General features: G+C 69.0%; 21 protein-coding genes, 1 tRNA gene and 2 pseudogenes. 10 read left to right on the forward strand and 14 right to left on the reverse strand.

Annotation, left to right across the window (positions count from 1 at the left end; translation table 11 throughout):
* The first annotated feature begins 67 nt into the window (after positions 1–67).
* Both ACMYLB_RS16080 and ACMYLB_RS16085 read left to right on the forward strand, forming a co-directional pair.
* Positions 68–982 carry a tetratricopeptide repeat protein gene (locus tag ACMYLB_RS16080; protein WP_415907975.1) on the forward strand — a complete coding sequence of 305 codons (915 nt, stop codon included), beginning with the start codon at positions 68–70 and terminating at the stop codon, positions 980–982.
* A 41-nt stretch (positions 983–1,023) separates the two neighbouring features.
* The gene (locus ACMYLB_RS16085; RefSeq protein ID WP_415907976.1) at positions 1,024–4,335 is read left to right on the forward strand and encodes a TonB-dependent receptor; all 3,312 of its coding nucleotides are present in this window, start codon (positions 1,024–1,026) and stop codon (positions 4,333–4,335) included.
* A 190-nt stretch (positions 4,336–4,525) separates the two neighbouring features.
* Here ACMYLB_RS16085 and miaA read toward each other — a convergent pair whose 3' ends face one another.
* Positions 4,526–5,434, reverse strand: coding sequence for a tRNA (adenosine(37)-N6)-dimethylallyltransferase MiaA (gene miaA / locus ACMYLB_RS16090; RefSeq protein WP_415907977.1), 909 nt, complete (start codon positions 5,432–5,434; stop codon positions 4,526–4,528).
* 89 nt (positions 5,435–5,523) lie between these two features.
* Here miaA and ACMYLB_RS16095 point away from each other — a divergent pair, with 89 nt between their 5' ends.
* Positions 5,524–6,423 (forward strand): diacylglycerol/lipid kinase family protein, encoded by a 900-nt coding sequence (locus tag ACMYLB_RS16095; RefSeq protein ID WP_415907978.1) that lies wholly within the window; start codon positions 5,524–5,526, stop codon positions 6,421–6,423.
* A 99-nt stretch (positions 6,424–6,522) separates the two neighbouring features.
* On the opposite strand, the gene ACMYLB_RS16100 is transcribed toward ACMYLB_RS16095, so the two are convergent.
* From ACMYLB_RS16100 to ACMYLB_RS16110, 3 genes are all read right to left on the reverse strand, one after another.
* A complete protein-coding gene (locus ACMYLB_RS16100; protein ID WP_415907979.1) occupies positions 6,523–7,443 on the reverse strand; it encodes a GGDEF domain-containing protein in 921 nt (306 codons plus the stop codon).
* 7 nt (positions 7,444–7,450) lie between these two features.
* On the reverse strand, positions 7,451–8,260 hold the full coding sequence (trpA, locus tag ACMYLB_RS16105) for a tryptophan synthase subunit alpha (protein ID WP_415907980.1): 810 nt from the start codon (positions 8,258–8,260) through the stop codon (positions 7,451–7,453).
* Between the two features lie 88 nt (positions 8,261–8,348).
* Complete coding sequence (locus ACMYLB_RS16110; RefSeq protein ID WP_415907981.1) at positions 8,349–9,143, reverse strand: endonuclease/exonuclease/phosphatase family protein; 795 nt, start codon at positions 9,141–9,143, stop codon at positions 8,349–8,351.
* Between the two features lie 104 nt (positions 9,144–9,247).
* Here ACMYLB_RS16110 and ACMYLB_RS16115 point away from each other — a divergent pair.
* From ACMYLB_RS16115 to ACMYLB_RS16125, 3 genes are all read left to right on the forward strand, one after another.
* A tRNA-His gene (locus tag ACMYLB_RS16115) sits at positions 9,248–9,324 on the forward strand.
* Positions 9,325–9,432: 108 nt separating this feature from the next.
* Entirely contained in the window at positions 9,433–10,068 is a 636-nt protein-coding gene (locus tag ACMYLB_RS16120; RefSeq protein WP_415907982.1) for a DUF47 domain-containing protein, read from the forward strand.
* Positions 10,069–10,087: 19 nt separating this feature from the next.
* Positions 10,088–11,155: an inorganic phosphate transporter gene (locus tag ACMYLB_RS16125; RefSeq protein ID WP_415907983.1), complete on the forward strand. Its 1,068-nt coding sequence runs from the start codon at positions 10,088–10,090 to the stop codon at positions 11,153–11,155.
* A gap of 33 nt (positions 11,156–11,188) precedes the next feature.
* Here the strand turns inward: ACMYLB_RS16125 and phoU are convergent, their stop codons facing one another.
* The 9 genes from phoU to ppk1 all read right to left on the reverse strand — a co-directional run bounded on the left by phoU (position 11,189) and on the right by ppk1 (position 22,753).
* Entirely contained in the window at positions 11,189–11,884 is a 696-nt protein-coding gene (gene phoU, locus ACMYLB_RS16130; protein ID WP_415907984.1) for a phosphate signaling complex protein PhoU, read from the reverse strand.
* A 99-nt stretch (positions 11,885–11,983) separates the two neighbouring features.
* Positions 11,984–12,832, reverse strand: coding sequence for a phosphate ABC transporter ATP-binding protein PstB (gene pstB / locus ACMYLB_RS16135; RefSeq protein WP_415907985.1), 849 nt, complete (start codon positions 12,830–12,832; stop codon positions 11,984–11,986).
* Between the two features lie 10 nt (positions 12,833–12,842).
* Positions 12,843–13,712, reverse strand: coding sequence for a phosphate ABC transporter permease PstA (gene pstA, locus ACMYLB_RS16140; protein WP_415907986.1), 870 nt, complete (start codon positions 13,710–13,712; stop codon positions 12,843–12,845).
* A gap of 3 nt (positions 13,713–13,715) precedes the next feature.
* Positions 13,716–14,687, reverse strand: coding sequence for a phosphate ABC transporter permease subunit PstC (gene pstC / locus ACMYLB_RS16145; RefSeq protein ID WP_415907987.1), 972 nt, complete (start codon positions 14,685–14,687; stop codon positions 13,716–13,718).
* A 71-nt stretch (positions 14,688–14,758) separates the two neighbouring features.
* Positions 14,759–15,763 (reverse strand): phosphate ABC transporter substrate-binding protein PstS, encoded by a 1,005-nt coding sequence (gene pstS, locus ACMYLB_RS16150; protein WP_415907988.1) that lies wholly within the window; start codon positions 15,761–15,763, stop codon positions 14,759–14,761.
* A gap of 74 nt (positions 15,764–15,837) precedes the next feature.
* Entirely contained in the window at positions 15,838–17,076 is a 1,239-nt protein-coding gene (locus tag ACMYLB_RS16155) for a porin (RefSeq protein WP_415907989.1), read from the reverse strand.
* A gap of 162 nt (positions 17,077–17,238) precedes the next feature.
* A complete protein-coding gene (locus ACMYLB_RS16160) occupies positions 17,239–19,788 on the reverse strand; it encodes a DEAD/DEAH box helicase (protein WP_415907990.1) in 2,550 nt (849 codons plus the stop codon).
* A gap of 130 nt (positions 19,789–19,918) precedes the next feature.
* Positions 19,919–20,584: a metallophosphoesterase gene (locus ACMYLB_RS16165; RefSeq protein ID WP_415907991.1), complete on the reverse strand. Its 666-nt coding sequence runs from the start codon at positions 20,582–20,584 to the stop codon at positions 19,919–19,921.
* 3 nt (positions 20,585–20,587) lie between these two features.
* Positions 20,588–22,753: a polyphosphate kinase 1 gene (gene ppk1, locus ACMYLB_RS16170; protein WP_415907992.1), complete on the reverse strand. Its 2,166-nt coding sequence runs from the start codon at positions 22,751–22,753 to the stop codon at positions 20,588–20,590.
* A gap of 140 nt (positions 22,754–22,893) precedes the next feature.
* Between ppk1 and ACMYLB_RS16175 the strand changes: the two are divergent.
* The 4 genes and pseudogenes from ACMYLB_RS16175 to ACMYLB_RS16190 form a co-directional block, all read left to right on the forward strand.
* Positions 22,894–23,442: pseudogene (locus ACMYLB_RS16175) on the forward strand (glycosyltransferase); the annotation flags it as partial.
* 224 nt (positions 23,443–23,666) lie between these two features.
* The gene (locus ACMYLB_RS16180) at positions 23,667–24,152 is read left to right on the forward strand and encodes a glycosyltransferase (protein WP_415907993.1); all 486 of its coding nucleotides are present in this window, start codon (positions 23,667–23,669) and stop codon (positions 24,150–24,152) included.
* The gene (locus ACMYLB_RS16185) at positions 24,149–24,991 is read left to right on the forward strand and encodes a UDP-2,3-diacylglucosamine diphosphatase (protein ID WP_415907994.1); all 843 of its coding nucleotides are present in this window, start codon (positions 24,149–24,151) and stop codon (positions 24,989–24,991) included. The genes ACMYLB_RS16180 and ACMYLB_RS16185 overlap by 4 nt, the downstream gene beginning before the upstream one ends.
* 104 nt (positions 24,992–25,095) lie before the next feature.
* Positions 25,096–25,470 (forward strand): annotated as a pseudogene (locus tag ACMYLB_RS16190) (MGDG synthase family glycosyltransferase); the annotation flags it as partial.
* Positions 25,471–25,604: 134 nt separating this feature from the next.
* On the opposite strand, the gene ACMYLB_RS16195 reads toward ACMYLB_RS16190, so the two are convergent.
* Positions 25,605–25,907 (reverse strand): hypothetical protein, encoded by a 303-nt coding sequence (locus ACMYLB_RS16195; protein WP_415907995.1) that lies wholly within the window; start codon positions 25,905–25,907, stop codon positions 25,605–25,607.
* Between the last annotated feature and the right edge of the window lie 43 nt (positions 25,908–25,950).

Below are 25,950 nucleotides of genomic sequence, written 5' to 3' on the forward strand. Positions count from 1 at the left end.
CGTTGCACACCGCGCCGCACCCCGGCGCCGGCGCAAACGACGCCAATTCTTTCGCAAGCCACGCCGCGTGCGCGCGCTCGACGCCGCGCGCGGCCTGCGCATCCTCTCCCGCATGGCCAAGCCGTCCACCACGCCGCCGCCCGCGCAACCGTCGTTCTGGTTCCCGTTCATCATGGTCGGGATCGTCGGTGCCTTGCTCGGCTCCACGATCACCTACCTGGCCCTGCGCCCGCAGCTCGAGCGCGCCGCCCGGAGCGCCGCAACCCCGATCGCCGCCGGCGCCGCGATGCCGGCCGACCTGAACCACCCGCCGCCCGCCGACCTCACCGCCGGCCTGCCACCCGCCCAGGCCGAGCGCGCCCTCGGCAATTTCTATTACGACCACCAGAACTGGCCCGAGGCCATTCGCCGCTACGAGTCCGCCATCCGCCAGGGCAGCGACGACGCCGACGTCCGCACCGACCTCGGCAACGCCTACCGCTTCTCCGGCCGCCCCCAGGACGCCCTGGCGCAATACGAACTCGCCCAGCGCATGAACCCGCAGCACGAATTCAGCCTTTTCAACCAGGGTGGCCTCTACCTCGAGGACCTGAAAAATCCCGCCAAGGCCATCGAAGCCTGGAACACCTACCTCGCCCGCTTCCCCACCGGCACCAACGCCGCCGCCGCGCGCCAGCTCATCGCCCAGGCGTCCGGCGCGCCCGCCCCGATGATGCCCCCGGCCTCGCGCCCGCTGCAGGCACCGCGCCCAAGGACGCCACCGAGCAGCGCCTCTTCGATCTCGTCAACGGCGGGCCGAAGAAGCCCTGAGCGCACGCCCGCGCCGCGTTACGCCGCGCCGCACCCGAGTCAAGACACGTTCGCGCAACAGCGCGGACAAAATTTCGTGACGCGCCAAAACGCCGCTGGACCGGTCCGCCGCGCGTCCGTAAGACGAGTGCCCACAACCGCCGGACACGTCGCGCCCCCACGCCGTGAGTGACTCAGTGGCATGGGGCGTGCATTTGCCCGACGCACCGACCCATGAACCCACAAGCTAACCGTCGCGGCGGGATTCTCCTGCCGTTGCTTCTCCTCGTCTTCGCATTCGGCCTCGCGTCGAGTGCTTTTGCCCAAGGCATCGTCTCCGCCGGCCTGACCGGCAGCGTGACCGACAAGACCGGCGCGCCCATCGCGGGCGCCGCCGTCGTCGCCACGCACGTGCCCACCAACGCGTCGTTCACCGCCACCACGCGCGCGAACGGCCACTTCACCTTCCGCGGCCTGCCGCCGGGCGGTCCTTACACCGTCACCGCCACCGCCGCCGGCTTCACCGCCGCCACCGTCAGCGACGTCGTCGCCGAGCTCGGCCGGGAGGTCGACGTCAACGTCTCGCTCCAGTCCGAGGTGGTGAAACTCGACGCCTTCAAGGTCACCGCCGCCAACGACGACCTCGATTCCGCCGCCAGCGGCGCCGGCTCGGTCATGACCAACGCCCGCATCGCCGCGCAGCCCACCGCCAAGCGCTCCATCGGCGACATGGCGCGCACGAATCCGCTCGTCACCTTCCGCCAGTCGATCACCGACCGCGACGACCAGATGATCACCGCCGTCGGCCAGAACAACCGCTACAACTCCATCCTCCTCGACGGCGCGCGCATCAACGACCAGTTCGGCCTCAACGCCTCCGGCATCCAGTCGTTCTTCAACCCGATCTCCCTCGACACCGTCGAGCAGTTCTCGGTCGCCATCTCGCCCTACGACGTCCGCAACAGCGGCTTCACCGGCGCCGCCATCAACGCCGTGACCAAGTCCGGCACGAACAAGTTCTCCGGCTCGGTCTACGGCTACTACACCTCGAAGAGCATGGCCGGCGAGGACATCACCGGCACCTCCTCCGCTCCGATCAAGGGCGCCAAGCCGCTCGACACCCAGAAAACCTGGGGCGCCACCCTCGGCGGCCCGATCTGGAAGGACCACCTGTTCTTCTTCCTCAACTACGAGAAGTTCGATCGCGAGTCCGCCGCCAGCGTCCCCGGCTTCACCCCGGCCTCGGGCGATCTCGCCACGATCAACGCCCGCCTCTCCGCGATCAATTCCGCCGTCGGCAGCAAGAAGTCCGACTTCGGCACCTTCGGCGGCTCGCCGCTCCAGACGCAGGAGGAAAAGCGCCTCGCGAAAATCGACTGGCGCATCAACGCCGACCACCGCCTCTCCGTCCGCTTCAACGACACGAAGGGCACGCTCCCGCAGTTCGGCCGCTACAGCACCGGCAGCCCGTTCACGCCCGGCGCCTCGCTCGCCAACTCCGCCTCCCGCGGCACCAACCTGTCGTCGAACTTCTACACGCAACAGCGCACTGAAAAAGTCTGGGCCGGCTCCGTCTTCTCGAGCTGGACGCCCGACCTGAAAACCGAGCTGCGCTACGCGAAGACTTCCTACGAGCAACTCACGACCAGCCCGATCGCGTTCCCCGAAGTCCGCATCTTCGGCGTCTCCGGCGTCAATAGCGCCGGCGCCGCGATCACCGACGGCGCGCTCTTCGTCGGCACCGAGCAGTTCCGCCACGGCAACGTGATCAAGGTCGACACCCAGAGCTACGCCGCCCACGCCGACTACTTCCTGGACAAGCTCACGCTCTCCGCCGGCGTCGACCGCGAAGACAGCGATTTCTACAATCTCTTCCGCCAGGGCTCTTACGGCCTCTTCGAATACGCCAGCGTCGCGGCCTTCGTCGCCGACACGCCGAACGCCTTCCGCCGCGAATACTACGTCAACGGCACGCCCGCGGCCGACGTCTCGCAATTCGACATCACCGGCCTCTACGCGCAGGCGAAGTGGGACGCCACCCCGCGCCTGAACTTCACCTTCGGCGTCCGCGAAGACCTCGTCGGCTCCAGCATCCGCCCGATCCTGAACACCGCGTTCCAGTCCGCCTTCGGCATGCGCAACGACGGCCTGCCCGACGGCGTCACCGAGTTCTCGCCGCGCGTCGGCTTCAACTGGTCCGTCGACGACAGCCGCACCGTGCAGCTCCGCGGCGGCGTCGGCCGCTTCCTCGGCCGCGCGCCGTGGGTGTTCTTCTCGAACTCGTTCTCCAATCCCGGCGTCGGCCGCTTCGCGGTCACCAACACGCTCAGCACCGCCACCCCGCCGCCCAGCCTCGTCAGCTACATCAACAACCAGTTCGACCCGGCCAACCCGATCGGCGTCGCCGCCACCGACGGCGATCCGAACGCCCGCCGCACCATCAACCTCCTCCAGGACAAGATCCATCTGCCCGCCGTCTGGCGCGGCAACCTCGCGGTCGACTGGAAGGCCAATCTCCTCGGCGGCAATATCACCACGGAGTTCGTCTACACGCAGCAGGACAACGCCCTCTTCTCCGACAACCTGAACCTCAAGCCGCTCGTCGTCACCGCCTCCAGCGGCCCCGCCGTCGGCCTCGACGGCCGCCAGCGCTTCAACGGCAGCTCGAACGGCGCCGGCGCCTTCAACACCGCCTTCAACGAGGTCATCCGCGTCCGCAACGTCTCCGAGGGCGTCAGCTCCTACGTCACGCTGATGTGGGACCGCCCGATGAAGAACCACTGGGCGGCCAACTTCGCCTACACCAAGGGCCGCTCCACCGAGGCGCAGTCCACCGGCCAGACCGTCGCCGTCGACGGCTGGACCCGCAACGCCGTCTTCAACCAGAACGCCGTCGAGGTCTCCACCTCCGACTTCGAAGTCAAGGACCGCCTCCAGCTCACGCTCACCCGCGAGTGGGAGTTCGCCAAGAACTGGAAGACCTACGGCTCGCTCTACTACGAGGGCCGCACCGGCAACCCCTACTCGTTCGCCTACTCGAACGACCTCAACACCGACGGCGTCTCGGGCAACGACCTCGTCTACGTGCCCACCGGCCTGAGCGACCCGAAGATGGACTTCTCCGGCCTCACCGCCGCGCAGGCCGCCGCTTACGTCGCCTACTTCAGCAACAGCGAGCTGGGCCAGTTCGCCGGCGGCTACGCCCCGCGCAACAAATTCAACCTGCCCTGGCAGAACCGCCTCGACATCCGCCTCAGCCAGAAGATCCCGCTCTACAAGCCGGCCGACCTCGAGATCTTCGCCGACTTCATCAACTTCGGCTACTGGCTCAGCCGCGATGTCTTCGGCTACGTCGAGGAGCTCGGCAACAGCAACGGCGTCTATGCCCGCCGCCTCGCCGGCAGCGCCGCCTACACCTCGACCGGCCAGATCAAGCCGAGCGGCATCACGCTGGACTCCGCCGGCAACTACAACCCGGCCGACGCGGCGGTCAACCCGCTCGCCTCCCGCTGGCGCATCCAGGTCGGCGCCCGCCTGCGCTTCTGAGCGCGCGCCCGCGGAACTCTTCCCACACGGCGGCTCCGGCAACGGAGCCGCCTTTTTGGGCGGGCGAGTCGTCCCGACGCGCCGCAGCCGCGACACGGCCGCGCGCCGCCGCGTTCGAGGTGGGCGTCGGGCGCCACGCACCGCACCTCACCCCCGCATCGTGTCGCCGCCGGGGACGGCGGCGACCACCTCAGAACAATCCGTCCACCTGCGTCACGCCCGCATCCACCCGCCGGTGCTCCGGCAGCTGCGTCTTGAACCACGTGCGCTGCTTCTTCACCAGGGCCCGCGTGTTCTTCGCGATCGCCGGCGCCAGCTCCGCCTCGGCCAGCCGGCCCTCGAGGAAATCGACCGTCTCGCGATACCCGATCGCCTTGGCCGCACTCGGATTCTCCTTCAAGCCCCGCCCGAGCAGCCCGCGCACCTCGTCCACCAGCCCGTCGCGCAGCATCTGCCGCACGCGCGCCTCGACGCGCCGCTCCAGCTCCGCCGGCTCGCGGACGAGCTCGCACAGCTTCACCTCGAAATCCGCGAAGGGCCCCGGCCGCGCCGCGAACGCCGCCTGCAGCTCCGCCAGCGTCCGCCCGCTCGCCCGGCAGCGCTCGAGCGCCCGGGTGACGCGGCGCGGATTCTGCACGTCGAGCGCGCCGAGCCCGGCCGGATTCAGCCGCTGCAATTCCTCGACCAGCGCCGCCAGCCCCTCGCGCTCCAGCCGCGCGCGGATGTCGTCGCGCAGCGCCGCCGGCACATCGACGTCGTCCGTCACCGGTCCGAAGAACGCCGCGAGGTAAAACCCGCTCCCGCCCGTCACCAGGACCCGCCGCCCGCGCGCCAAGATCCCCTCCACCGCCGCCCGGGCCAATCGAGCGTAATGCGCCACATCCATCGGCTCGCGCACGTCGCAGACGTCGATCAGGTGGTGCGGCACGCGGGCGAGCTCGGCCTTCGTCGGCTTGGCCGTGCCGAGGTCCATGCCGCGGTAGAACAGCAGCGAGTCGCACGACACGATCTCGGCGCCGTTCGCCTCGGCCCAGCGCAGCGCCAGTTCGGTCTTGCCGACCGCGGTGCAGCCCGTGAGCACATGGAGGACGCCGTTCACCCGGCCAGAGAACGCCGTCACCCGATTGTTGCCAAACTCCTTTTGCCTTCAACCGGCCGCGGCTTTCCGCTCTCCTGCACGCACGCGCCTTGAAAGTCCGGTTCATCTTCAACCCCCACTCCGGTTCCAACCGCCGCAATCCGCACCTGCGCGACAAGGCGGCGGAGTTCATCGCCCACTGCGGCTGGGACGGCCGCGTCGTCTCGACCGAGCGCCCGCGCCACGCCACCGAACTCGCCCGCGCCGCGGTCGACGAGGGCTGCGACCTCGTCGTCGCCATCGGCGGTGACGGCACCATGAACGAGGTCGCCAGCGCGCTGGTGAACACGCCCGCGACCTTCGGCCTCATCCCCTGCGGCTCCGGCAACGGCCTCGGCCGCCACCTCGGCATCCCGCGCGCCGGCCGCGGCGCCTTCCGCGCGCTCCACGACGGCGCGGTCACGGTCATCGACGCGGGCAAGGTCAACCAGCACCTGTTCTTCTGCGCCGCGGGCACCGGCTTCGAGGCGCTCATCGCGGAGCGCTTCGCGATGCTCACGTCGCGCGGCTTCGCCGGCTACCTCCGGGAGAGCGCCCGCGCCTGGTGGAGCTACCGCCCGGAGCGCTACACCATCCACCACGCGGGCGGGACGGAGACGCTGGAGGCCTTCACCCTCGCGATCGCCAATTCCTCCCAATACGGCAACAACGCCTACATCGCCCCGGACGCCTCGGTCGCCGACGGCCGGCTCGACGTCGTCGCGGTGCCGCACGTGAACGTCTTCCGCGCCGTGCCGCTGGCGGTGCGGCTCTTCCACGGCTCGATCAACCGCGTGCCGGACGTCCGCCATTTCCAGGGCAGCGAGTTCCTCATCGAGCGGGCCAAGCCCGGCTGGATGCACACCGACGGCGAGCCGCGCGCCGAGACCTCGCGCCTCGAGGTGTCCGTGCTCCCGCACAGCCTGCGCGTGATGGTGCCGCGTGAATCGGTGGTGGAAGCCAAATCTTAGGTCGGGGCGGTTGCCCTCAACCGCCCGATTCACGTCCGTCCTGCCGCGGACCGCTGAGGGCAACGGTCCCGACCGCAGCCGCGGCCAACGCGCCCGCCGCTATTTCAGGCTATGCGCGGTCACCACGCGGTTGCGGCCGGCGTGTTTGGCGGCGTAGAGCGCCTTGTCGGCCAGCGCGATCAGCTCGGTGCAGGCACTCGCATCGTCCGGCATCACCGCCAAACCGGCGCTGAGGGTGACGTTGAGGGTGAGATCGGTGCCGGCAGGCTGGCACGGCGTCTCGGCCAGCAGGGCGAAAAGCCGCTGCAGGCCCTCGACCGCGGCCTTGCGCTCGGTCTCGACCATGAGGATGGCGAACTCCTCGCCGCCGTAGCGCGCGATGCGGTCGACGACGCGCAGCTGGCCGGCGAGGAGGCTGGCGACGTGCTTCAGCACCTCGTCGCCCACCTGGTGGCCGTGGGTGTCGTTGATCTTCTTGAAGAAGTCGATGTCCGCCATCACCAGGGCGAAGGGATGGCCGAAGCGGGACGCGCGCTGGCATTCCTCCGCCACCATGCGGTCGAACTCGCGGCGGTTGTGCAGCCCGGTGAGCGCGTCGCGCGTCGCGAGCTGCTTGAGCTGCCCCATCGTCTCGCCGAGCTTGCGCGCGTAGCGGATCGCGTGCTCGAGGATGCGGGGGTTGAGGTCGGCCTTGACGAGAAAATCCATCGCGCCGGCCTCCATCGCCGCGTCGTCAATCTCGTCGCTGGCGTCGGCGGTGAGGAAAACGACCGGCGTGGCGCTGTCCGCGGCGCGTGCGGCGCGCAGCAGCTCGAGCCCGTCGCGCTCGCCCAGGCGGTAGTCGAGCAGGCAGACGGCATACTTGCCCGAGAGCAGCTTCTTCAGGCCGGCCTCGTAGTCCGCCGCGACATCCAGTTCCCAGGGACCGCTGCGGAAGCGGCCGAGGAAGCCCTGCACGAGGTGGTGCTGCAGGCGATCGTCGTCGATCAGCAGGATCCGGCGGGCGCGGGGCGACGGCATGGCGGGCTCAGGCCGGGCGGCGCACGCCGGCGACGAGGTCGGCCGCCTTGGCCCGCAGCTGCGGCGCGATCGCGGCGCGGTCGGCCAGGCCGGCCTGGATGACGTTCACCAACGCGCTGCCGACGACCACGCCGTCGGTCCGGGACGCCGCGACGGCGCGGACCTGCTCGCGGTTGGAAATGCCGAAGCCGACCACGACGGGCAGCGTCGTGTGCGCCTGGATGCGCGCCACCGCCTCGCCGATGCCGGCGGCCACCTCGCCGCGCTCGCCGGTGACGCCCTCGCGCGAGACGTAGTAGATGAAGCCGGTCGCGGCGCGGCAGATCTTCGCCAGGCGCGCGTCGGGCGTGGTCGGCGCGACGATGAATACGCTCTTCAGGTCGTGCGCGCGGCAGGCCGCGCCGAAGTCGGCCGCCTCCTCCGGCGGCAGGTCGAGCACGAGCATGCCATCGGCCCCGGCCTCGCGGGCGGCGCGGACGGAGGCGTCGACGCCGTGGGCGAACACGAGGTTGTAGTAGGTGTAGAAAACGACCGGGACCGCGCTGAACTTGCGGATGCGGCGGACGAGCTCGAGCACGCGCGCGACGGTCATGCCGCTCTCCAGCGCGCGCTGCGCGGCCAGCTGGTTGGTCAGGCCGTCGGCCAGCGGATCGGAGAACGGCACGCCGAGCTCGAGCACGTCGACGCCGGCCTCGATCACCGCGCGGCAGGCCGCAAGCGAGGTGTCGAAATCCGGGTCGCCCGCGCAGAGGTAGGCGACGAAGGCGGCGCGCTTCTCGGCGCGGGTGCGGGCAAAGGCGTCGGCGATGCGATCCATGGAGCGGCGAACAGAGCACAGGCCCGCCGCACGGGGCAACGCGGAATTGCGTCAGCGGCGCGGCGTAGAACGCACATGCCGGCCGCCGCTACAGCCGGAACTGCACGAACACCGGCCGGTGGTCCGAGAGGTAGCTGCGCACCACCGTGACCTCGGGCTCGCCGCAGTGGCTCGGCAGGTAGACGTAGTCGAGCGCGCGGCGGGGGAAGAACGACGGGAAAGTGTGCAGCGCGCGGCCCTGGAGGCCCTTGGGCAGGAGGGTGTAATTGTCGAACTCCTCGAAGTAGCCGAGCAGCATCGCCGTGGCGTCGGGCGTGTGCGAGGGGTTGTTCATGTCGCCGCACAACACCGGGGCGGCGCGCCAGTGGGCGCCGCGGTGCGTCCGCTGGTGGTCGAGGAACTCGATGAGCCGCGCCGCCTGCTTCAGCCGCGAGGCGCGCGAGCGGTGGTGCATGTGGACGTTCAGGACCGGCAGGCGGCCGGCGGGGGTCTCGATCTCGGTGAACAGCGCCCCCTTCTCCCCGATCGTGCGGCGGCCGAACGGCACGTTCTCGTGGTGCGAGATCGGGAAGCGCGAGAGGATGGCGTTGCCGTAATTGAGGTGCAGGTGGCCGCCGAAATGGGTGAGGCGGTTATTCACGCCGTGGACGAAGTGCGTCAGGCCGGTGTGCTCGGCCAGGAAGGCCAGGTGGTCGAAACTGCCGCTCCAGCGCGAGTTCTCGTCGATTTCCTGGAAAGCGACGATGTCGGCGTCGAGGCGCCGGATCAGGTGCGCGATGTTGACCAGCTGCGCCCGGATCCGCGCCCGCGACCGCAGGGACTGGTGCAAGCTGAGCCCGCGGGCGTGGGCGATGTTGTAGGTCAACAGCCGGATCCGCGCCATGCCTCCAGCCAATCCGCCCCCGCGTCGCGGGCAACCGGGAAATACCGAGAGAAGGATTGACAGCCGCGGGACCGGCAGGGAACTTCACCGCTCGTTTTTTCACGGCGGTCATAGCTCAGTTGGTTAGAGCACAAGATTGTGGATCTTGGGGTCGCGGGTTCGAGTCCCGTTGGCCGCCCCATTTTGACGAAAAAACGCCGCGCCGGAGCAGCGGCCGCGTCATCGCGGCGTGACATCGGTGAAATTCGCCTCGCCTGTCGGGCTCGGCCCGATAACCGTGGGATCACGTATGATTTCGTTCAAGAAGCTGCTGGGCAAAGAGGAGAAGTTTTACGACCTGCTGGATGCGAGCGCGGAGGAGGCGAAATCCGCCACCGGCTTGCTGGCCAAGATCCTCGCCAACGACAGCGCCGCGCAGGCCTCGAGCATCCACGACATCATCCAGACGCGCCGCAAGGACAAGCGCATCACCCAGCAGATCACGGAGGAGCTCTGCAAGACCTTCGTCACCCCGCTCGAGCGCGAGGACATCGAGGCGCTCTCGCTCGCGCTCTACCGGATTCCCAAGACCGTCGAGAAGATCGTCGAGCGCCTGACCATCTGCCCCGCGCGCGTGCCGCGCGAGAGCATGCAGCGCCAGGTCGTCCTTCTCGAGGAGGCGGTGGAGAGCGTCTACCACATGGTCCGCCAGCTGCGCAAAGGCACGCAGATCGAGCGCATCCAGGACGCCCACGCCCGCCTGCAGTTCGCGGAAGGCGAGGCCGACAAGGTGATGCTGGCGCTGGTGAAGGACCTCTACAACGGCCCCTACGACGCCAAGGAAGTCGTCATTCTGATGGAGCTTTACGACCTCGTGGAAACGGCGATCGACCGCGCGCGCGACGCCGGCCAGGTCGTCTTCCAGATCATGCTGAAATACTCCTGAGCCCCCGCGACCGCCGGTCATGACCATCTTCCTGATCGTCCTCGTCGCGGCGCTGGTGTTCGAATACATCAACGGCTTTCACGACGCCGCGAACGCCATCGCCACGGTCGTCTCCACGAAGGTGCTGACGCCGCGCCAGGCCATCCTGCTGGCGGCGTTCTTCAACCTCACGGGCGCGCTCGCCGGCACGGCGGTCGCCTCCACCATCGGCAAGGGCCTCGTCGACACGAATTACGTGTCGATGGTCACGATCCTCGCCGGCCTGACCGGCGCCATCGTCTGGAACCTCCTCACCTGGTGGCTGGGCCTCCCGTCCAGCTCGTCGCACGCCCTGATCGGCGGACTGTGCGGCGCGGCCATCGCCTCGGCCGACGGCAACTGGCAGGTGCTCACCTGGTCGGCGGTGGACGCCAAGGGTGCCGCCTACGGACTCTGGCCCAAGGTCGTGCTCCCGATGATCACCTCGCCCGTGCTCGGCTTCATCGGCGGCGCCCTCCTGATGTTTCTGCTCACGATGCTGATCCACCGGCTCCGTCCCCGGACCGTCAACGGCATCTTCGGCAAGCTCCAGCTCGCCAGCGCCGCCTTCATGGGCCACAGCCACGGCTCCAACGACGCCCAGAAGACCATGGGCATCATCGCCCTCGCGCTCTTCACCGGCACCAAGGCGGGCGTGTTCAACGACCTTCCCGAGTGGGCCACCTTCCTGCGCACTCCGGAGTTCGAAATCCGCCAGTGGGTGGTGGTGACGTGCGCGCTCACCATGTGCGCCGGCACCGCCGCCGGCGGCTGGCGCATCATCCGCACCATGGGCCACAAGATGGTCCGCCTGCAGCCCGTGCACGGCTTCGCCGCCGAGACGACGGCGGCCGCCATCATTCATGTGGCCTCGATGCTGGGCATCCCCATCTCCACCACCCACGCCATCTCGACCTCCATCATGGGCGTGGGCGCCGTGAAGCGCTTCGGCGCCGTCAAATGGGGCGTGGTCGAGCGCATCGTCTGGGCCTGGGTGCTGACCCTGCCCGTGTGCGGGTTGCTCGGCTTCCTGACCGAAATGGCGCTGCGCCACTTCGGCTACCGGTAAACGCAACGGCACCGGCCGCTGCGCGAGGCGCGGTCACTTCTCCGCCGGCGGCGTCTGCTGGACGGCCTGCTTGAGCTCCTCGGAGTGGCGGACGTCCTTGCCGCGGACGAGGTAGATCATCTCCTCGGCGATGTTCGTCGCGTGATCGGCGATGCGCTCGATCGACTTGGAGACGAACATCAGCTCGAGCGCCCAGGCGATCGTCTCGGGCTTCTCCAGCATGTAGCTGGTGAGGCGGCGGTAGACCAGGCGGTTGATGTTGTCCACTTCGGGGTCGCGTCGGATGACGGCGAGGGCCTTCTGCTCGTCCTCGTTGACGAAGCAATCCAGCGCGTCGCGCAGCATCTCGAGCGCGATGTTGGCCATGCGCGGGATGTCGGCGTAGAGTTCGACTTTCGGCTCGATCGCCAGCTTGCGGGCGCGGCGGGCGATGCTGGTCGCCTCGTCGCCCACGCGCTCGAGGTCGTGCGAGGCCTTCATGCCGACGATGACGAGGCGCAGCTCGGATGCGACCGGGCCGCGCAGCGTCATGTAGCGGATGGCCTCCTCGTCGATCTGGACCTCGAACTTGTCGATCTCGTCGTCGGCCGCGATGACCTTGTCGGCCAGCGCCAGGTCGCCCTCGGCGAGGGCGCGGATGGCGCGGCGGGTCTGGTCGATGGCGCGATCGCCCATCTGGAGCAGGTGGGTGCGGAGGGTTTCGAGCTCGGCGTCAAAGAAGCGTTTCATGGGGAAAAGGGAGCGGGGAGCGGGTGGTGCGTAGCGAGGAGGAAGGGAGCGCGGTGGCGAGAGGCTCGCCAGTCGTTACTCGCGACCGGCCGCTGCGGCTCAGCCGAAGCGGCCCGAGACGTAGGCCTCGGTCTGCGGGTTCGAGGGGTTCATGAAGATGGTGCGCGTCTCGGCGTATTCGACGAGCTTGCCCATGTAGAAGAACGCGGTGCGGTCGGAGACGCGCGCGGCCTGCTGCATGTTGTGCGTCACGATCACGATGGTGTATTTCGACTTCAGCTCGTGAATGAGCTCCTCGACCTTGGCCGTGGCGATCGGATCGAGCGCGGAACAAGGCTCATCGAGCAGCAGAACCTCGGGGCGCACCGCGATCGCCCGCGCGATGCACAGGCGCTGCTGCTGGCCGCCGGAGAGGCTGGTGCCGGGGCGGAATAGGTGGTCCTTCACCTCGTCCCAGAGCGCGGCCATGCGCAGCGAATCCTCGAGGCGGGCGCGGAGGAGCTGCTGGTCCGTCACGCCGTTGAGCCGCAGGCCGCAGAGAACGTTCTCCGCGATGGACATCGTCGGAAAGGGGTTCGACTTCTGGAACACCATGCCGACACGCCGGCGGACCAGCGTGGGGTCGACGTCGGCAGCGTAGAGATTGTCGCCGTAGAGGCGCAGGTCGCCGGCGATGCGGACTCCGGGCGTGAGCTCGTGCATGCGGTTGAGCGCACGCAGGAAGGTCGACTTGCCGCAGCCGCTCGGACCGATGATGGCCGTCACCTGGCGCGCTGGGATGTCGATCGTGACATCGTGCAGGGCCTGGTGATTGCCATACCAGAGGGAGAAATTCTTGATCGCGAACGCCGCCGACGCGGCGGCAGAGGCGTCCGGCGCGACGCCAGCGGCCGCGGGCCCCGCCGGAACCGGCGGGGCGAAGGAATGAGGGCGAAGGGGATCGGCCATGGAGGAAAGCCTAGGAGAATTTGCGATCACGGGAAATGAGCCGCACAAAGAGATTGAGGAGGAAAATCATGCCGAGCAGCACCAGCGCACCGGCCCAGGCCTGGCGGTGCCAGTCCTCGTAGGGCGAGATGGCGTAGGCGAAGATCTGCAGCGGCACGGCCGAGATCGGCTCCGCGAGATTGTGATTCCAGAAGTTGTTGCCGAGCGCGGTGAAGAGCAGCGGCGCCGTCTCGCCGGCGATGCGCGCGAGCGCCACGAGCACGCCGGTGACGATGCCTTTGAGGGCCGTGCGCAGCACGATGCGGGTGATGACCTTCCAGCGGGCGATGCCGAGCGCGAGCGCGGCTTCGCGGTAGCCCTGGGGCACGAGGAGCAGCATTTCCTCGGTGGTGCGCATCACGAGCGGGATCATCATCATCCCGAGCGCGACGCCGCCGGCGTAGGCGGAGAACGACTTGAACGGCACGACCAGCAGGATGTAGGCGACCATGCCCCAGACGATCGAGGGAATACCGTTGAGCACGTCGGCGGCGAAGCGCACCCAGTAGTTCACGCGATCCGAGCCGTATTCCGCCAGGTAAACGCCGCCGAGCACGCCGATGGGCACGCCGACCGCCGTCGCCATCGCCAGCAAGGTGAGGCTGCCGACGATCGCGTTGGCCATGCCGCCGCCACTCTCACCGGTGGGCTTCGGAAGCTGGGTGAAGAGGTTCCAGTCCACGGAGCTCGCGCCTTCCTTGATCAGGAAATACAGCACGAGGAACAGCGGCGTGATCGCGAGCGCGCTGGCGGCGAACAACACCCCGGACATGGCGCGGCTCTTGAATTTCCGCCATGCGTGGCGGGTGGTTTCCAGCTGGTCGAGCGACGAGGCGGCCATGGCTCAGGTCACCTTTCCGGAGGCGCCGCGGGTCAGGGTGCGGAGCATCAGTTGCGCGATGATGTTGACCAGGATCGTCACCGCCAGGAGCACGAGCCCGAGCTCGAACAAGGCCGCGAGATACACGTCGGTCGTCGCCTCGGTGAACTCGTTGGCGATGACACTGGAGAGGGTGTAGCCGGGCGCGAAGAGGGAGGCGCTCACATCGGGGCGGTTGCCGATCACCATGGTCACGGCCATCGTCTCGCCCAGCGCGCGCCCCAGGCCGAGCACCGCGGCGCCGAAGATGCCCCGCCGGGCGTAGCTGAGCACGGCGATGCGGATGACCTCCCACTGGGTGGCCCCGAGCGCGTAGGCGGCCTCGCGCTGGAGATTCGGCACCGAGCGCAGGATCTCGCGGGACACCGACGTCACGATCGGGAGGATCATGATCGCGACGATGATGCCGGCCGACAGCACGCTGACGCCGTAGATCGGTCCCTGGAAGAGCGGCAGGAAGCCCAGCCAGTTCTTCAGCCACACGAACGCATGGTCGCGCAGCCACGGGATGAGCACGAAGATGCCCCACAACCCGAAGATGACGCTCGGGACCGCCGCCAGCATCTCGATCACGACGATGATCGGCTGCCGGATGCGCTGGGGCGCGATTTCGGTGAGGAAGAGGGCCGTGCCCACCCCGAGCGGAACGGCCAGCAGGAGCGCGATGGCGGAGGTGACGAGCGTGCCGTAGATGAACGGCCACGCGCCGTATTCGTCGGTGACCGGATCCCAGGTCGAGCCGGTGAGAAAATGGAGCCCGAACTTGCCCACCGCCGCGTGCGCGCCGCGGTAAAGCTCCCAGCCGACGAGGAAGATCAGCGCGACGATGATCGCCGAGGCCCCGAAGGCGATCCAGCGGAAGGAGATATCCGGCCACCGGCGCGGGGGATTCACGGCGGCGGAGGCGGTGGCAGGGTCGGACGCGGACGGAGGCATGCGAAAAGAAAACGGAGGGTGCAGATGTGCGCCCTCCGTTGGCAAACCGGTCAGGTTACAATCAGGTTAACTCAATACTTGATCTCGCCGACGCGCTGAAGGACCCGGGCCTGCACGTTCGCCGGGAGCGGCGCGTAGTCGAGGCCGGCGGCCATCTTCTCGCCCTCGCTGTAGGCCCAGCGGAGGAACTCGACGAGCTTCTTGCCCTTCGCCGCATCCTTCTGCTCCAGGTAGACGAGCAGCCAGGTGGTGCCGGCGATCGGGTAGGCTTTGTCGCCCGGCGGGTTGACCATCGAGAAGCGGAAATCGTCCGGGATGTTCGCGGAGGCCAGCGCCTCGGTGACGCTGTCGAGGGACGGCGTGATGTAGTGGCCGGCCTTGTTCTTCAGGTCCGCATACGGGAGCTTGTTCTGCGTGGCGTAGGCGAGTTCGACGTAGCCGATCGCACCGGGCGACTGCTTGATCTGACCGGCGACACCAGCGTTGCCCTTGCCGCCGAGGCCGACGGGCCAGTTCACGGAGGTGTTCTTGCCCGCGACCTTCGCCCACTCGTCGCTGACGCTGCTCAGGTAGTCGGTGAAGATGTAGGTCGTGCCGCTGCCGTCGGAGCGGTGGACGACGAGGATGTCGATGTCGGGGAGGCTGACGCCAGGATTCTGGGACTTGATCGCCGCGTCGGACCACTTGCGGATCTTGCCGAGGAAGATGCTGGCGAGCGTCGGACCATCGAGCTTCAGCTTCGGCGCTCCCGGGATGTTGTAGCTGACGACCACGGCGCCGGCGACGGTCGGGATGTGGAGGAGCTTGCGGGGGGCCTTGGCGAGATTCTCGTCCGACATCGGGCCGTCGGAGGCACCGAAGTCAACCGTCTCGGCGAGGATCTGCTTCTGCCCGCCGCCGGAGCCGATGCCCTGGTAGTTGAAGCGGACGGAGGAGTCGACCTTGGCGTATTCGTCGAACCACTTGGTGTAGATCGGCTGCGGGAACGTGGCGCCGGCGCCGTTGATGAGCATCTGCGCCGAAGCGGCGCCGAACGTCAGGAGACCGGCGAGGCCGGCGAGGAGGATTTTTTTCATGAGCTGGGAAAAGGTGGGGGAGAGGAAAGAGAGCCGCGGGGCGACATCGGCCGCCCCGCGGCGGTGGAGAATGCTCAGAAGTTGAGCTGCATCATGCTGCGGATGCCGTCGGTCGTGGCCTTCGCCGAACCGCCGGTGACGGTGTCCTTCGACTCGCCGTGGATGTAGCCGATCTGCCACTTCACGTCGTTGCCGCGGATGTAGTAGTTGATGCCCGCGAACCACTCGGTGAGCTTGTCCATCGTGCCGCCGGAAGGAGCGGAGCGGATGAGATCGCCCGTCGTCAGGCCGCGCCCGTCGGAGTCGACATAGGAGTAGCGCACGACGTATTCGAGGTCGCCGACCTTGTAGGCGGGCTGCACCGAGAACGCGGAGCTGGACGAGTCCTGCGAGGCGGAGACGCCGTGGTCGTTCTTGCTGCCGAAGTATTCGAGTTGGAGGTCGAGCGGGCCGCGGGTGATCTGCGCGAAGAGGTTGTAGACGGTCAGGTCGTCACCGGCGCCGAGCGTCTTGCCGCCCTGGTCGGGCAGAACGCCGAGCGAACCGCTGAGGACGAAGGTGCCGCCCTCGATCTTGCCGGCGTAGCCGACGTTGCCCCAGTAGGCGAGCGAGTTGGTGGTGGCCGTGCCCTGGCCGGTGACGCCCGCGGCGGACTCGTCGCGCTCGGGATTGGTGACGGCCACGTTGTAGAAGAAGCCGCTCGTATCCTTGCCGCCAAGGAAGATGCCGGTGCGGTAGCTGCCGGCGCCGAGACGGCGTCCGTTGTTGCTCTCGACGAAGAAGCGCGTGCCCGGGGAGCGCTCGATGGCGCGGAGGTTGCTGCTGGAGGTATACCACTCCTCGAGGCCGAACGGCACCTTGCGGAAACCGAAGTCGAAGACGAACTGGTCGCTCTGCTTCCACTGCACGAAAGCGGCGTCGAAGGTCGAGCCGGCGAAGTCGTAGTTCAGGTTGCCGGACCAGCCCTGGCCGAGCTCGGCCTTGGCGCCGAGATACATGCGGCGCATGAAAAAGTGGTTCGTGGCCGCGGGATCGGCGGCCGTGCCGTCGATGTCCGTGCCCAGACCGGCATATTGGATCTGGAAGCGGCCGCTGAGCGTGAGCCGCTCGAGGTATTTGCCCTTGGAGGTGGAGACCTCCTGCGCGGCGGCGGTCTTGCCGAGATCCTTCTGGATCTTCACGGCCTCCTCCTCGTTGAGGATGCCCTTTTTGATCAGGACATCGATGAGCGCCTTGCTGTCTTGCGCGAACGCGACGCTGGCGGCGAAGAGCGCGGCGGCGGTCGCGAGCAGTTTGGATTTCAGTTGGAACATGGTGTCGGTTTTCCGGGTTGGGCGCGTCGGAAAATGCCCGACGCGTCCGCGCAGAATAGAGGGCGATTGTTACGGCTTCGTGACGCGCGTGTGACGAACGCGGAAAACGAAAACCGCGCGCCACGGCGCGCGGTCGAAAAACCGGCGGAGGACTCCCCTCGCCTATCCGCTCGTCTCGGCCGACTCCGCGGCGACGGCGGAGAGCTGGATCAGGTTGTTCAGCGACGAGAAGTGCTTCGTCCACTCGAAGTCGCCGGCGTGGCCGCCGACGATCTGGTCGAAGAGCGCCTTCTTGTCGGCCTTGAGCGCCTGGATGCGCTCCTCGATCGTGCCGGCGGTGACCATGCGGTAGACGAACACGGTGTTGGTCTGGCCGATGCGGTGCACGCGGTCGATGGCCTGGTCCTCGACCGCCGGGTTCCACCACGGGTCGAGCAGGAAGACGTAGTCGGCCGCGTGCAGCGTGATGCCGGTGCCGGCGGCCTTGAGCGAGACGAGCATCACCGCCGCGCCCTGCGCGGACTGGAAGTCCTTCACGGGCTTCTGGCGGTCGACGGTCATGCCGGTGATCTCGTAGCGCGGCAGGTCCGGATAATGCGCGGCCAGCGCGCTGCGCACGCGGTCGAGCAGCGTGACGAACTGCGAGAAGATGACGACCTTGTGGCCGGAGCCGACGACCTCGGCGAGTTTCTCGACGAGGAGCTGGAGCTTGCCCGAGTCGCTGAGCGGGGCGTTGAGCCAGGGCAGCAGGTCCGGGTCGCAGCAGACCTGGCGGAGGCGCGTGAGCAGCGCGAGGAAGCCGAAGGACTTCTCGCGCAGCGCGACGGTGATGTCCTCGCCGAGGCGCTGCAGGCCCTCGGTGCAGATGCGGGCGTATTCGGCGCGCTGGACCTCGGTCAGCGGGCAGAGCAGGTCCATCTCGACCTTCGGCGGTAGCTCGGTGGCGACCTCGTTCTTGGTGCGGCGGAGCTTGAACGGCTCGATCTGCGCGCGCAGGCGGCGGATGGTGGCGTCGCGGTCGACGGCGAGCGCGGACTCGAAGCCCGCGCGCGAGCCGAGCAGGCCGGGCAGCAGGTAGCGGAAGATCGACCAGAGATCGAGCTGGCGGTTCTCCAGCGGCGTGCCGGTGAGCACGAGGCGGTGCTGGGCCTTCAGCGCGAAGCAGGCCTGCGTGACCTTGGCGTCGGGGTTCTTGATGAACTGGCCCTCGTCGAGCACGGCGTAGCCGAAGGGCGTGCTGTCGAGCAGCGCGCGGTGCTTGCGCAGCTGGGTGTAGCTGGCGAGCCAGATGCAGGCGCCCTTGGTGTTGGTGAAGTCGTGGCCGGCCTTCAGCGTCTCGACCTTCGCCTCGGGGAAGAAGCGCGCGATCTCCTCGCGCCACACCGGCACGACGCTGGCGGGGCAGACGACGATGTGGCGGTGCTCGGACATCGGGCGGGCCTTGAGCAGGGCGATGACCTGCGCGGTCTTGCCCAGGCCCATCTCGTCGGCCAGCAGGCCGTGGCAGCCGGTCTCGCAGAGGTGGTGCATCCACTCGACGCCGCGGCGCTGGTAGTTGCGCAGGTAGTCCGGCAGCGCCGGCGGCTGCACCGGGGGCGTGAGGACCTTCTGGCGCCAGGCGTCGATCTCGGCGCCGAGCGTGACCTTGATCCGGTTGTCGTTGAAGAGGGAGAAAATCAGGTAGGGCGGCACGTCGCCGGCGGCCTCGGCCTCCTCGAGGCTCTTGCGCCACTGGTGGAGGCTGTCCCACTTCTCCTCCGCCATCGTGACGATGCCGAGGTCGGGCACGAGGAACGGCGTGCGGCCGTGCTTGAGCAGCGCGGCGGCCTGCTCGTCGGTGAGGAGCTTCTCGCCGGCGCGGAAAATCCAGCGCAGATTCAGGCCGCCGGCCTCGCCCGCCGCGCCGCCGCGGCCGGGTTTGCGCTCCGCCACGGCCTCGACCTCGATCGTGCGCGCGCCGAGCTTGAGCGAGTCGACCTTGGCGTCGACCTCGACGCCGAACTGCTTCTTCCAGTGCGGCAGCACGTCCTTGAGGAAGCCGGGGATGTCGGCCAGCGACTCCATGGCGTAGGCGTGGGTGGCCTGGTTGTAGCGGAAGTGGGCCTTGCGCGCGTAGGTCGCGAGGGCGATGAGCTTGGCGCGCTCGGTCGCGGTCGGGTGGATGGCGGTGTTGCCGAGGGCGGGGATGCGGTTCTTGCCCTGCTTCCAGTAGGCGAGGAAGACGAGCCCCTCGCCCGTCGCGGTGAAGCTGAGGAGGAGGTCGCGGTCCTTGCCGTTGCCGGACGCCTCGGCCTTGGCGCCGTGGCCGCTGGCCTCGCCGGCCGCGTGGCCGTTCTTCGTCATCGGCATCGGTGGGGTGCTGCCGACGGCGAGCTTGCCGGACATCTCGTCGGCCACCAGCTCCTCAATCTCGTGCAGGCCGGCCACGGCGATGGCGTTGGCCAGCGTCGCGTCGGTGGTGGACGAGCGCACGCGCAGCTCCTCGCCGTCCCACTCGATGACGGCGTATTCCTCCTTCTTGTCGACCTTGCGGTGGATGATCGCGTCCTTGGCGCCGAGCTCGATCTCGCGAATCTCGCTGTCGCGATACATCTGGTGGCCGCGCTCGACCGGGCCGGTCTCGAAGAACTTCTCCCAATCAGCCGCAAGCTTCTCGAACCAGAACTCCAGGGACTGGGGAGTGTAGACGCGCTTCGGCCCGTGGGAACTCATGCGTGTAAAAGCCCTCCGTTAAAAAGCCGCCGCAGCCACCGGCAACCCTTAATTTCCGGTTTTTGCGTCCCGACCCGGCGGCGCTCCGGGACGGGGCGTCGCGCGGCGCGGCAACTCGCTTCCCCGCCGGTCAGTTGGGCGAGAAATAGCGCTTCCGGGCGCGCACCTGCACAAGCTTGCGCTCGGGCAGGATCACCGCGGTGAGCGCGCCGCCGAGCACGCAGCCGGTGTCGATGCCGAGCGTCCACTTGGTTTCGGCGACCTTGTCGCGGGGCGTGTGGCCGTAGACGACGAAGGGCGGGCCCTTCCACAGCTCCGACCAATGCGGCGCGCCGGGCGCCTCGGAGCGCTTGCGCGGCTCGCCGTCCCGGTCGACCACCTGGATGCGCGTGACGACCCGCGCGGGCTGCTTCCTCCACGGCACGGCGGGCAGGAAGCCGCCGTGCACGAGCACGGTCTCGTGCTCGGCGTCCTCGTAGGTCAGCGGCATCGCCTCGAGGTAATCCCAGCTCTTGCCGTTGAGCTGCTCGAGGGTGGCGTAGTCGGTCTTCTTCAGGTGGCTCGGGTCGTCGGTCTTGCGGAAGTTCAGCAGGCGCAGCTCGTGGTTGCCGAGCAGCGACGCGGTGGCGTGCCGGCGGGCGAGCTGGACGACGCGGGCGCTGTCCGGGCCGCGGTTGACCAGGTCGCCGAGCAGCACCACGCGGTCGTCGGCGCGGGGCGCGAGCTTTTCGAGCAGTTCCTCGAACTCGTCGGCGCAACCGTGGACGTCGCCGATGGCGATGAGACGGCCGGGCATGGGTTACTGCGGCTGGGGCGCCACCTCGACCGCCGATTCGGCGCGCGCGGTGGCCTCCTGCATGAAATAGGTCTGCGCGGAGAACGCCATCTCGCCCTCGCCGCGCGGCACCGGCGTGTAGGTGGCGTCGGATTGGAGGCGGCGGGCATCGACGTTGTCGCGCAGCTCGGCCGGCAGGATGTCGCCGATGACGCGGCGGCGCAGCTCGGGATCGTAGATCGGGAACAGCGCCTCGACGCGGCGGAAGAAGTTGCGCGTCATCCAGTCGGCGCTGCCGGCGAAGAGATGCGGCGCGCCCCCGTTCTCGAAGTAATAGATGCGCGCGTGCTCGAGGTAGCGGCCGACGAGGTTGCGCACGCGGATGTTTTCGCTCTGGCCCTTGAGCCCGGGCGCAAGACAGCAGGTGGCGCGCACGATGAGGTCGATCTGCACGCCGGCCTGCGAGGCGGCGTAGAGGTTGTCGATCGTCACCGGGTCGACGAGCTTGTTCATCTTCGCGATGATGCGGGCCGGGCGGCCGGCGGCGGCGTGCGCGGCCTCGGCGGCGATCAGCTCCTGGATGCGGGAGTGGAGGTTGAACGGCGCGACGAGCAGGTGCCGGAACTCCGGCGTGCGGCCGAAGCCGGTGAGGGCGTTGAAGAGCTGCGCCACCTCGGCCGTCAGCTCGGGGCTGGCGGTGAGCAGGCTGAGGTCGGTGTAGAGGCGCGCGGTCTTGGGGTTGTAGTTGCCCGTGCCGAGGTGGACGTAGCGGCGGAGCCCGTCGGCCTCCTGGCGGACGACGAGGCTGCACTTGCAGTGGGTCTTGTGGCCGACGAGGCCGAACACCACGTGCACGCCCGCCTCCTCGAGCTCGCGGGCCCACTTGATGTTGTTCGCCTCGTCGAAGCGCGCCTTCAGCTCGACCAGGGCCGTGACCTGCTTGCCCAGGCGCGAGGCCTCGATGAGCGCGCGCACGATGGGCGAGTCGCCGCTGGTGCGGTAGAGGGTCTGCTTGATCGCGAGCACGTGCGGATCGGTCGCAGACTGCTCGATGAAGTCCACCACCGGCGTGAACGACTCGTAGGGATGGTGCAGCAGCACGTCGCGCTCGCGGATGACGTCGAAGAGCAGCGGCTTCGCGCGCAGGAAGGGCATCTCCGCCGGCACGAAGGGCGCGTATTTCAGGTCCGGCCGGTCGGTGCGCTCGTAGAGCCCCATCAGCCGGAGGAGGTTCAACGGGCCGCGGGTGCGGAAGGCGTTCTCCTCCGGCAGCGCGAGGTGGCGGCAGAGCGTCTGGAAGGTCTCGTCGTCCACGCCGTCCTCGATCTCGAGGCGCACGGCGGCGCCGCGGCGGAGGTTGCGCAGCTCGTCCTCGATCTTCTTGAGCAGATTCTCGACCTCCTCCTCGTCGATGTAGAGGTCGCTGTTGCGGGTGACGCGGAAGGCGTGCGCGCTGCGGATGACGTAGCCGGGGAACAGTGCGCCGGCGCAGAGCTTGATCACGTCGCTGAGGAAGACGAAGCGCTGCACCTTGGCGTCGCCGTCGAGCAGCACCAGCCGCGGCAGGCTGCGGGGCACGGGCAGGATCGCGAGGTGCGCCTCGTTTTCGGGGGTCTCCGGGTTGTCGAGGGTGAGCAGCACGTTCATCGTCTTGTTGCCGAGCTGCGGGAACGGGTGCGCCTGGTCGATCGCGAGCGGCGTGAGCACGGGCAGGACGCTGGTGGTGAAATACTGCTCGACCCACGCGCGCTGCTTGGCGTCGAGCTGCGCCGGGGTCAGGAACGCGATGCCCTCCTTCGCCAGCGCGGGGACGAGCAGCTCGTGCCAGCAGCGGTGCTGGTCCCGGCTGAGCTTCTCCACGCCGGCCCGGATCTGCTTCAGCTGCTCCTTGGGCGTCAGGCCGTCGATGCTCGGCTCCCCGCCGGCCGAGTCCTGCTGCTGCTGGAGGCCGGCGACGCGGATCTCGAAGAACTCGTCGAGGTTCGAGCTGACGATGGCGAGGAACTTCACCCGCTCGAGCAGCGGGTTCGCCGGGCTCTGGGCCTGCTCGAGCACGCGGCGGTTGAACGCGAGGTAGCTGAGCTCGCGGTTGAAATAATGCCAGGCCGGGCCCGTGCCGGCGGACAGGGCACGGCCGATCGCGGCGGTGATCTTGGGCGAGCGTTTGGGGCGTTTGACGGCGGGACTCATGGGACGGGACGCAGCTAACGACGCCCCGGGCCAGCGGCCAGCGGCAACCGGCGTCGTCACCTGAATGTCACCTGAGTCAGCCCGGCCGCAACTTTGTTCACCGATTCGTCACCCGGCCGCCGCGGGTTCTTCACCTGCGCGTGCCAACCTGCCTCCGCTCGACGGCCGGCTCCGCCGCTGTCCGGGCAAACCATCTTGCACCTCGCCCTCGTCACCGAAACCTACGCTCCCGAGATCAACGGCGTCGCCATGACGCTCGGCCGCCTCGTCGACGGCCTCGCCGCCCGCGGGCACCGCGTGACCGTCGTCCGCCCGCGCCAGCGCCACGAATCCCCGCGCTGCACCGTGACGCAGCGCCTCGCCTGCCGGCAGGTGCGCCTGCCGGGCTTCCCCTGCCCGGCTACCCGCAGCTGCGCGTCGGCTTCCCGGCCCGCCGCCGCCTGCGCCAGCTCTGGTCCGTCAGCGCGCCCGATCTCGTCCACGTCGCGACCGAGGGCCCGCTCGGCGCCTCCGCCATCAGCGCGGCGCAGGCCCTCGGCCTCCCCGTCACCTCGAGCTTCCACACCAACTTCGACCAATACGCGCGCGACTACCGCCTCGGCTTCCTCAAGCCCGTCGTCGCCGCCTGGCTCCGCCGCGTCCACAACCGCACGCTCCGCACCTTCGTGCCGACGCACGACCTGCGCGCCCGGCTCGACGCCGAGGGCTACGCGCACCTCCGGCTGCTCTCGCGCGGCGTCGACACCCGGCTCTTCACCCCCGAGCGCCGCGACGAGGAGCTCCGCGCCTCGTGGGGCGCGCAGCCGGGCGACCTCGTCATCGTCCACGTCGGCCGCATGGCCGCGGAGAAAAACTACCCCTGCTCTTCCGCGCCTACGACGCGATCAAGGCGGTCCAGCCGCGCGCCCGCCTCGTGCTCGTCGGCGACGGCCCGATGCTCGCGACCTACCAGCGCCAGCGGCCCGACGCCGTCTTCACCGGCTTCTACACCGGCGCCAACCTCGCCCGCCACTACGCCAGCGGCGACCTCTACCTCCACGCCAGCCACACCGAGACCTTCGGCAACGTCGTCACCGAGGCCCTTGCCAGCGGGCTCGCCGTCGGGGCCTTCGACTACGCCGCCGCCCACGAGTTCATCCGCCACGAGCAGAACGGCCTCGTCGCGCGCCCGGGCGACGAGGCCGCGTTCCTCGCCCACGCCCTGCGTCTGGCCGGCGACGCCGCGCTCCGCGCCCGCCTCGCCCGCGCCGCGCGCGCCACCACCGCCCGCCTCTCGTGGGACGCCGTCATCGACGGCTTCGCCCGCGACCTCGCCGAGGCGATCGACGACCACAACGCCACGCGCACGCCGGCCAAGGCGCTCTCCACTCTCAGTTCTCCGCTCTCAACTTCGCCATGAGCAAGCCCGTCCTCTCCGTCCGCACCGCCATCCTCTCCGATGTGCACCTCGGCACGCCGCACTCGAAGGCCGCCGAGGCCACGCACTTCCTCAAGCACGTCCGCTGCGAGCGCCTCCTCCTCAACGGCGACATCATCGACGGCTGGCGCCTCCGCCGCGACGGCCGCTGGACCAAGGACCACACGCGCTTCGTCCGCCGCGTCCTCACCATGGTGCAGAAGAAGGACACCGACGTCGTCTACCTCCGCGGCAACCACGACGACTTCCTCGCCCGCCTGCTGCCGATGACGTTCGAGCGCATCCGGCTGGTCGAGGACTGCGTGCTCGAGACCCCGCGCGGCCGCTACCTCGTGCTCCACGGCGACGTGTTCGACGGCGTGGTGAAGAACATGGTCTTCCTCGCCCACCTCGGCGACATGGGCTACGCGCTTCTGCTCCGCCTCAACCGCCTCTACAACGCCTGGCGCAAGCTCCGCGGGAAGGAATACTTCTCGCTCAGCCAGGCGATCAAGGCCCGCGTCAAGCAGGCGGTCTCGTTCGTCGGCAAGTTCGAGCACCAGGTCGCCGCACTCGCCCGCTCCCGCGGCTGCACCGGCGTCATCTGCGGCCACATCCACACCCCGGCCGACAAGCAGATCGATGGCGTCCACTACCTCAACTCCGGCGACTGGGTCGAGACGATGAGCGCGATCGTCGAGCACCACGACGGCCGCTTCGAGCTGATCCACTTCAAGGATTTCCTCGCCCAGTTCCCCATGCCGCAGCCGGAGGCGGCGGACGACGCCGACGCCGCGGCCGACCTGCCGCTCCCGGTCTCGCTCGCGGCCTTCACCGCCTGACCATGCGCCGCATCCTGATCCTCAGCGCCAGCTACGGCGAGGGCCACAACAGCGCCGCCCGCGCGCTGCGCGCGGCCTTCGCCGAGCACCCGGGGGTCGAGGTGGAGATTTTCGACCTCTTCGCCCACCAGGCCCCGCGGCTCGACCGGATCTCGCGCCGCGCCTACCTCCGCGTCATCAACCACGCCCCGCGCCTCTGGAGCCGCTTCTACCAGTGGCTCGACCGCTCGCCGAGCGCGCCGCTGCTGCTCCGCGCGCTGCGCGGGCACGCCCAGCTGCTCGCCCGGACGCTGCGCGCGCGCCGCCCCGACGCCGTGGTCAGCACCTACCCGGTCTACGCCTGGCTGTTCCAGCAGCTCCGCGCCCAGGGCTACGCGCTGCCGCCGCTCCACACCGTCGTCACCGACGCGCTGACGATCAACTCGCTCTGGTATCGCGCGCCGTCGGAGGGCTGGTTCGTCACCGACACCGCCTCGGCCGCCTACCTCCATCGCGCCCGCGTCGCCGCCGCGCAGGTCCACGTCGCCGGCTTCCCGGTCGCGGCCGCCTTCGCCGACCGCGACCCGACGCTGCAGCCGCCCGACCCCGCCCGCACGCGCCAGCGCCGGATCCTCTACATGATCAACTCCGGCCGCACGCGCGCCCTCGAGACCGCCCGCGTCCTGACCCGGTGGTCCGACTGGCACATCACCTTCACCGTCGGCCGCGACACCGTCCTGCAGCAGCAGCTCGCGCAGCTCGTCCGCAGCGCGCCGGCGCACAGCGAGGTGCTCGGCTGGACCGACCGCATCCCCGAGCTGCTGATGACGCACCACGTCGTCATCAGCAAGGCCGGCGGCGCCACCACGCAGGAATCGATCAACGCGCTCTGCCCGATGATCGTGAACCAGGTCGTGCCCGGCCAGGAGGAGGGCAACTGGCAGCTGCTGCGCTCGCATCAGGCCGGCGTCCTCGCCGAG

It is taken from the genome of Oleiharenicola sp. Vm1, assembly GCF_047777955.1.
In the GTDB taxonomy this organism is placed as follows: Bacteria; Verrucomicrobiota; Verrucomicrobiia; order Opitutales; family Opitutaceae; genus Didemnitutus.